The organism is Streptomyces sp. NPDC043870 (assembly GCF_056435785.1).
In genome coordinates, this window is the sequence record NZ_JBWKDT010000006.1 from 321,470 (window position 1) to 328,693 (window position 7,224).

Consider the following 7,224-nt stretch of genomic DNA (forward strand, 5'->3'; position numbering starts at 1 on the left):
CCCACGACTCAGTGGCCCAGCACCGCCATCGCCGCATTGTGACCGGGGATGCCGCTCACACCGCCGCCGCGCACCGCGCCCGCGCCGCAGAGGAGGACGTTCGCGTGGGTGGTCTCCACACCCCAGCGCCCGGTCGACTCGTCCGCGTACGGGAAGGCCAGATCCCGGTGGAAGATGTGTCCGCCGGGCAGCCGGAGATCGCGTTCCAGATCGAGCGGGGTCTTCGCCTCGATGCAGGGCTGCCCCGCCTCGTCGAGGGCCAGGCAGTCCGTGATCGGTTCTTCCAGATGGGCGTCGAGTTCGGCGAGGGTGGCCTTCAGCAGGGCGTCGCGGGCCGCGTCGGGGTTGTCGGCGAAGAGGCGGGCGGGGGTGTGCAGGCCGAAGAGGGTCAGGGTCTGGTAGCCCTGGGCGGCCAGTTCGGGGCCGAGGATCGACGGGTCCGTGAGGGAATGGCAGTAGATCTCGGACGGCGGGGCCTGCGGCAGCCGGCCGGCCGCGGCCTCGGCGTACGCGGTCGCCAACTGTCCGTATCCCTCGGCGATATGGAAGGTGCCGGAGAACGCCTGCCGTGGGTCGACACTGTGGTCGCGCAGGCGGGGCAGCCGGCGCAGCAGCATGTTGACCTTGAGCTGGGCGCCCTCCGCGGGGGCGGGGGGCTCCTCTCCGAGGAGGGCAGCCAGGGCCTGCGGCGAGGCGTTCACCAGGACCTTTCGGGCGGCGACGGCGCCTTCGCCGTCGCCGGTGCGGAAGACGACCTCGGCGGTCCCGCCGTCGGTGTCGATCCGGATCGCCTCATGGCCGGTGACGATCTCCGCGCCGGCCGTGCGGGCCGCGTCGGCGAGCGCGTCGGTGAGGGCTCCCATGCCTCCGACCGGGACGTCCCAGTCGCCGGTGCCGCCGCCGACGACGTGGTAGAGGAAGCAGCGGTTCTGACGCAGCAATGGATCGTGGGCGTCGGCGAAGGTGCCGATCAGCGCGTCGGTCAGCACAACGCCCCGGACCAGATCGTCGGAGAACCGCTCCTCGATCGCGACCCCGATCGGTTCCTCGAACAGCATCCGCCACGTCTCGTCGTCCGCGACCCGGTCCCGCAGCTCGGCACGGGTCGGCAGCGGCTCGGTGAGCGTCGGGAAGATCCGTTCCGCCGCGCGCCGGGTCGTACCGTAGAAGGCCTCCCAGGTCTCGTACTCGCGGCCGGAGCCGGTGAGTGCGGCGAAGGACTCGCGCGTGCGGTCCCCGCCGACGAGCAAGCCGGTGGGACGGCCGCCCCGCACGGTGGGCGTGTAGGAGGAGACGGTCCGCTTCCGTACGGTGAAACGCAGCCCCAGGTCGCGGACGATCTTGTCGGGCAGCAAGGACACCAGGTACGAGTAGCGCGAGAGCCGGGCGTCGACCCCGGCGAAGGGGCGGGTGGAAATGGCCGCTCCCCCGGTGTTCCCGAGGCGCTCGAGAACGAGGACGGAGCGGCCGGCCCGGGCGAGGTAGGCGGCGGCGACCAGTCCGTTGTGGCCGCCGCCCACGATGACGGCGTCGTACACGGTCCGGGTAAACGTTTCGGCAGAGGCTGCTGGCATGCCTCTTCGTAACACGCGATGATCGCGCGGACCAGAGGGCGGCCGGGAACGCTCGGCACACCCCGGCCAGGAACGCTTGGCACACCCCGGCCGAGATCGCTTGTCACACCCCGGTCGTGGCGTCGATCGCACCGGACGCGACCGCCGCCTCGAGCGCCGCGTGGTCCGCGACCGTACGGTCGGCGTACGCCATGGCGAAGTCGGCCATGGCCCGGTCGAACCTGTCCGACGTGCCGAGATACGCGGCGATGGCGATCCGCTCCCCGGACCGGGCATGGGCGCGGGCGAGCGCCCTGCCGCACAGTGCGGCGTAGTCCCGCAACACCGTCGGCGTCATGTCGGCGATGTCCGCCGAGCCTTTCATGTCGCGCAGCTGCCGCCAGTAGAAGTAGCGGCCCTGAGGGCCGGTGACCCAGCCGAGGAAGATGTCGCTCGCCGCCTGGAGCAGCCGCTGGCCCGCGACGACGCGCTGGCCCTGGTGGCGGTACGCCGACGCCGGCAGATGGGGTTCGAGGACGGACCGCTGGGCCTCCTTGATCTGCAGGAAGAGCGGGTCGTCCTGGTCCCGGCCGACCAACAGCGCCACGAAGCAGCGGGTGCCCACACTGCCGACTCCGACGACCTTGCGGGCCGCCTCGACGAACCGGAACCGGTCCAGCAGAGCCCGCCGGTCCTCGGGCAGGGTGCTGCGGTAGTCGCTGAGGATCTTCCGCACGGCCGCCGCGTCGATCACGTCGACCGCTTCGAGCAGCGGCGGGTCCTGGACGATGCGCCGGTGCCCCTCGACGCTCGCGGTCAGCTTCTCCATGGCCTGCAGGCTGGTGTGGCGGCGGGCCTTGGCCAGCTGGGCCTCGAAGTGCGCGCGGCGGATCTTCGCCACGAGGGGGCGGAGGTCCTCGGCTGCGATCCGCTCGTACCAGACGTCGAGCTCTCCGAGGCCCGCGAGCCGGCGCATGGACAGCCGGTACGACTCGGCCGCCGCCTGCGCGGCCGGCCGGGCCTGCGCGTCCGGCTGTCCGTTGTCGCGCGCGGCCACGGCGACACTGGCGACGAGCCGCTTCACGTCCCATTCGAAGGGACCGGGCAGCGTCTCGTCGAAGTCGTTGACGTCGAAGAGGAGCGTGCGCTCCGGGGAGGCGAAGACCCCGAAGTTCAGCAGATGGGCGTCGCCGCAGAGCTGGACGAGGAGTCCGGTGTGCGGGTGCGGGGCGAGGTCGGCGGCCATGACGGCGGGCGCGCCGCGCAGATAGGTGAAGGGGGACGCGAGCATCCGGCCGTAGCGGATCGGTACCAGGTCCGGCTCCCGGGTCCTGGCCTGTTCCTCGAGGATGGCGAGGGGCTCCGGCCGGTCCGCGGCGGGGATCCAGCGGCCGTGCGATGAGCGGGGCACCTGCTTGCGTGCGGTGCGGCCACGCCGCACCTGTTCGGCGAGGTCCGTCATGGTGCCAGTGTGCGCGCGGACCCGGGGCCACGGTCGGCGCAGTGGAACCGTTCGGGTGAGGGCGGGGCCGGTGCCGCCCGGCTCAGCGGCCGCGGGTGCCGCGCTGCTGGCGCAGGGCCGCCACCCGGCGGTACAGCTCGACCGCCTCGCCGCCCCGGCCGAGCTGCTCCAGGCAGTGCGCCTCGTCGTTGCGGCTGGCCAGGGCGTCGGGATGGTCGGCACCCAGGACCTGCTCGCGGGCCTCGGCGACCTGGCGGTAGACGGCCAGGGCGTCGGCCCAGCGGCCGAGCCAGCCGAGGCCGACGGCGACCTCCCGGCGGCTGACGAGGGTGTCGGGGTGGTCGGGGCCCAGCACCCGCTCACGCATCGCGCAGACGTCGCGGGCCTCGGCCAGGGCCTCCTCCCAGCGGGCGAGCCGCCCCAGGTTGACGCCGAGACCGTGGCGCGCGCGGAGGGTCTCCGGGTCGGCGGGGCCGTGCACCCGGGTGCGGTCGTCGACGAGGGACCGGTACAGCTCCAGGGCTTCGGCGCTGCGGCCGAGCCTGCCCAGGCTGATGCCCACCTCGTAGCGGGCCGAGAGCGTGTCGGGATGGTCGGCACCGAGCGCCTGGGAGCGGGCCGCCGCGACCTCCCGGTACGTCTGCAGGGCATCCGCCCAACGGCCCAGCTGGCCGAGCGCGTAGGCGACTTCGTAGCGGGTGACGAGCGTGTCCGGGTGACTCGCGCCGAGCACGCGGGCGCGCGCCGCGGCGACGTCGTACGCCATCCGGTACGAGTCCTCCAGTCGTCCGAGCCGGCTCAGGTTGAACGCGAGATTGTGACGACAGCGCAGGGTGTCGGGATGGTCGGCGCCCACGGTCCGCATCCGGGAGTCGAGCACCGCCGAGTAGACCTGGTGCGCTTCGAAGTGACGGCCGAGCTGACCGAGCACGTACGCCGTCTCCTGGCGGGCGGCCAGGGTCTCCGGGTGATCGGGGCCCATCGTGCGCTCGCGGCCCTCGGCGACGCGGCCGAACTCCCGCAGCGCGTCCGCCGTGCGCCCGGTCCTGCTGAGGGTGAAGCCGACCTCGTAGCGGCTGGCGAGGGTGTCGGGATGGTCGGGTCCGAGTGCGTGCTCACGCTCGGTGGCGACCGCGCGGTGCACCTCGCCGGCCTCCTCCCAGCGGCCGAGGCGGCCGAGGCTGAGACCCGCGTTGTGCCGGCTGGTGAGGACGGCGAGCAGCTCGGGCGGCGGAGTGGGGCGCTCGGGGCGGGGCAGCTGCACCGGTACGGGTCCCCGGAGCGCCACTCCGCTGGTCCACTCGCCGGTGAGGCCCGCGGTGTAGTCGGGCGGGGTGGGGCGGAGCGTGGCGGTGCCCACGGCCTTGTGTCCGGTGGTCATGCCACGGGTCCAGGAAGGCAGCCGCCGGCCGCGGGAGGACCGCGTCTGCGGCTCGGCCGGTGCCGGGATCACGGGGGTGGACATGGCGCGTGCGGCGGTGATCCGGCGGCGCAGGTCCTTGGCGTCGGCGGGCCTGCCGTCGGGGGTCTTGGCGAGCAGGTCGAGGACGATCCGGTCGATGAAACCGGGCAGTTCCACGCGGTGGGTACGGGGCGGCTCGGGCGGCGTGTCGCGGTGTCCGACGAGGATGGCCCAGGCGTCGTCGAGGTCGAACGGCGGAACGCCGGTGGCGATCTCGTACAGCACACAGCCCAGCGAGTAGAGGTCGCTGCGGTGGTCGACATCGCCGCCGCTGATCTGCTCGGGCGACATGTAGTGCGGGGTGCCCATGGCGATGCCGGTGCCGGTGAGCCGCGAGGTGAAGCCGATGTCGTGGGCGAGACGGGCGATGCCGAAGTCGCAGATCTTCACCGTGCCGTCCGTGAGCCGCATGATGTTGGCGGGCTTGAGGTCGCGGTGGACGATGCCCTGTTCATGGGTGTAGGCGAGTGCGTCGGCGACCTGCTCCGCGATGTCGACGATGTCGGGCACGGACAGCGGGTGCTGCTTGTTGTCCTCCAGCAGCTGGCTGAGGTTGCGGCCGTCCAGCAGCTCCATCACCAGATAGAGCACGCCCTCGTACTCGCCGAAGTCATGGACGACGGTGACTCCGCGGTGCTGCAGCGCGGCGGCGACCCGGGCCTCTCGGCGGAAGCGTTCACGCAGCACACCGGTGAAGGACTGGTCGTGCTGCGGCCCCAGAGGTTTGAGGCACTTGACCGCGACACGCCGGCCCAGTGACTCGTCGCGGGCCTGCCACACCTCGCCCATGCCGCCGCGACCGATCAGATCCAGCAGCCGGTACCGGCCCTGGATCAGCCTGGTGTCCGCCATCGCGTGCTGTCGCCCCCGTCGCTTCGCTACGCCCTCCCCGGCCCGTCCAGTATGGCCGCCTGTCTGCGGAGTTTGTACGGGGCGGGCCTGCTGCCGGGGCCGAGTCGCGCCATTGCCTTCAAGATGTGACCTGGCGGCAGCTGCCATCGGACCCGCGCGGGAATGCAGCGCAGGGCGTTGCCGGTGGCGGTGAGCTGGTGGGTGACCCGGTCGGGCGGCGGTGCCGGTCTGCCGTACAGCCCGTGGGCGTAAGGGGGCAGGGCGTTGTAGGCGAGCGCCGCCACGCGCCGCCAGAGCAGTTCGCGCGCCGGGACGAGAAGGGTGTGGATGGGCGGGCGGCGCAGAAAGTCGTCGACGGTCCGGGCGTCCGCGCCGGCTTCGAGCCCGGGTCGTACGGCCGTGAAGTAGGCGGCGAGCTCCCTTGTGGTGGCGGGCACTTGGGCGGGGTCGAGACCGACGAGCCGGGCGCTGACCCGGTGCTCGTCGATGTACCGGTCGGCTTGGACGTCACTGAGCGGGAAGCCGGAGCGGCGCAGGACGCTCAGGTACGAGTCCACCTCGGCGCAGTGCACCCACAGCAGCAGATCCGGCTCGTCCACGCCCAGCAGCCGGTGGATCCTGCGGACCCGGGCGCCGGCCTCCTCGGCGGCTCCGGCGGTGCCGTAGGTGACGGTGCCGACGAAGTTCGCCGTGCGCATGAGGCGGCCCCAGGCGTCACGCCGGCCCCTCTCCCTGTCGAACGCAGTACTGTTGATCATGACGCCGCGGACCGCCCGGGGATGCAGGGCCTGGAGGTAGAGCGCCCGCACTCCGGCGACCCACATCATCGGGTCGCCGTGCATCTGCCAGGTGACCGATTCGGGGCCGAAGAGGCCGGGGTCGCGGTCCGAGGGGTCCACGCTCATGCTCCGACGTTAACGCCCTACCCGGTCGACGCCGTACCCGTTGTGCCCAGGATTTCGCGTCGGCCTTGCCCGGTCACGGCGGTTCCCGGACCGCTTCCACCGCCTCGCGGACGTCCGGGTCCGGGTCGTCGGCGAGGCTGTCCAGCAGCTCGGGGACCCCAGGGGTGGACCAGTGGGCAACCGCCCACACCAGCTCCTCCCGCACCTTGGGGTCGGGGTGGGCGCGGAGGTGGGTCAGCCGGTCGAGCGGGCCCCGCCGGCGCATCCCGAACCAGTGCAGCACCTCCCGCAGCACGGCCGGGTCTCCCGGGTCACCGGTCGCCGCGACCCTGGCGAGCAGCACCCTGGCCGGCGGCGGCGGACCGTCCAGTGGATGCGGCAACCGCTCGAGCAGGCGCCGCGCCCCGTACCCGCCGCGCACCCGGCACCCGAAGCAGGTGCAGGGGCGGGTCCCGTGCGCGTCCGGCAGGTACCGCCAGCCCGCCACCTGCGGCGCGGTGCGGATACGGTGCACTTCGCGCGGCCGGATCGCCCGGGGTACGAACACCTCCCAGCCTCGCGGGTCTTCCAGGGCCGCGATCCGTCGCACCGCCTCGGCAGCGGTGACAGTGGCCTGGGCCTCCCGCGCGCGGTCCGTATAGCGTCCGACCAGCACGTGCTGAGCGTCGTCCAGCCGCACGTGGACGGCCACGAGCCCTCCCCGGCTGCCGGAACGGGCCAGCTCGCGCAGCCATTGGTGGGTGAGGGTGTACGACGGCAGCACCGGGAAGCAGTACACCCCGCGCGCACCACCCTGTCCGTGGCCGGCCGCGCGGATCCCGGACCGCCGGATGCGCGGCGCGTTGGCCGCTGACGTCAAGTGCACGAACATCGCCATGGCTTGGCATGCTAGGCCCAATACCGGTGATTTAGGTGCTTTTCTGGCGTTTGCTGGTTGGTTTGGTGGGTGGAACGAGTGTGACTACCGCAGTGGGTGGTGGGGATGGCTTG

General features: G+C 72.7%; 5 protein-coding genes. All 5 read right to left on the reverse strand.

Features of this window, described 5'->3' with window-relative positions; translation table 11 throughout:
• Positions 1-8: 8 nt before the first annotated feature.
• The gene (locus AC0699_RS11425) at positions 9-1,574 is read right to left on the reverse strand and encodes a phytoene desaturase family protein (protein WP_478658524.1); all 1,566 of its coding nucleotides are present in this window, start codon (positions 1,572-1,574) and stop codon (positions 9-11) included.
• A gap of 103 nt (positions 1,575-1,677) precedes the next feature.
• Positions 1,678-3,015 (reverse strand): DUF2252 domain-containing protein, encoded by a 1,338-nt coding sequence (locus AC0699_RS11430; RefSeq protein ID WP_478658527.1) that lies wholly within the window; start codon positions 3,013-3,015, stop codon positions 1,678-1,680.
• 82 nt (positions 3,016-3,097) lie between these two features.
• On the reverse strand, positions 3,098-5,329 hold the full coding sequence (locus AC0699_RS11435; RefSeq protein WP_478658530.1) for a serine/threonine-protein kinase: 2,232 nt from the start codon (positions 5,327-5,329) through the stop codon (positions 3,098-3,100).
• A gap of 26 nt (positions 5,330-5,355) precedes the next feature.
• On the reverse strand, positions 5,356-6,234 hold the full coding sequence (locus tag AC0699_RS11440) for an oxygenase MpaB family protein (RefSeq protein WP_478658532.1): 879 nt from the start codon (positions 6,232-6,234) through the stop codon (positions 5,356-5,358).
• Between the two features lie 73 nt (positions 6,235-6,307).
• Positions 6,308-7,111: a HEAT repeat domain-containing protein gene (locus tag AC0699_RS11445; RefSeq protein WP_478658534.1), complete on the reverse strand. Its 804-nt coding sequence runs from the start codon at positions 7,109-7,111 to the stop codon at positions 6,308-6,310.
• Positions 7,112-7,224: the final 113 nt, after the last annotated feature.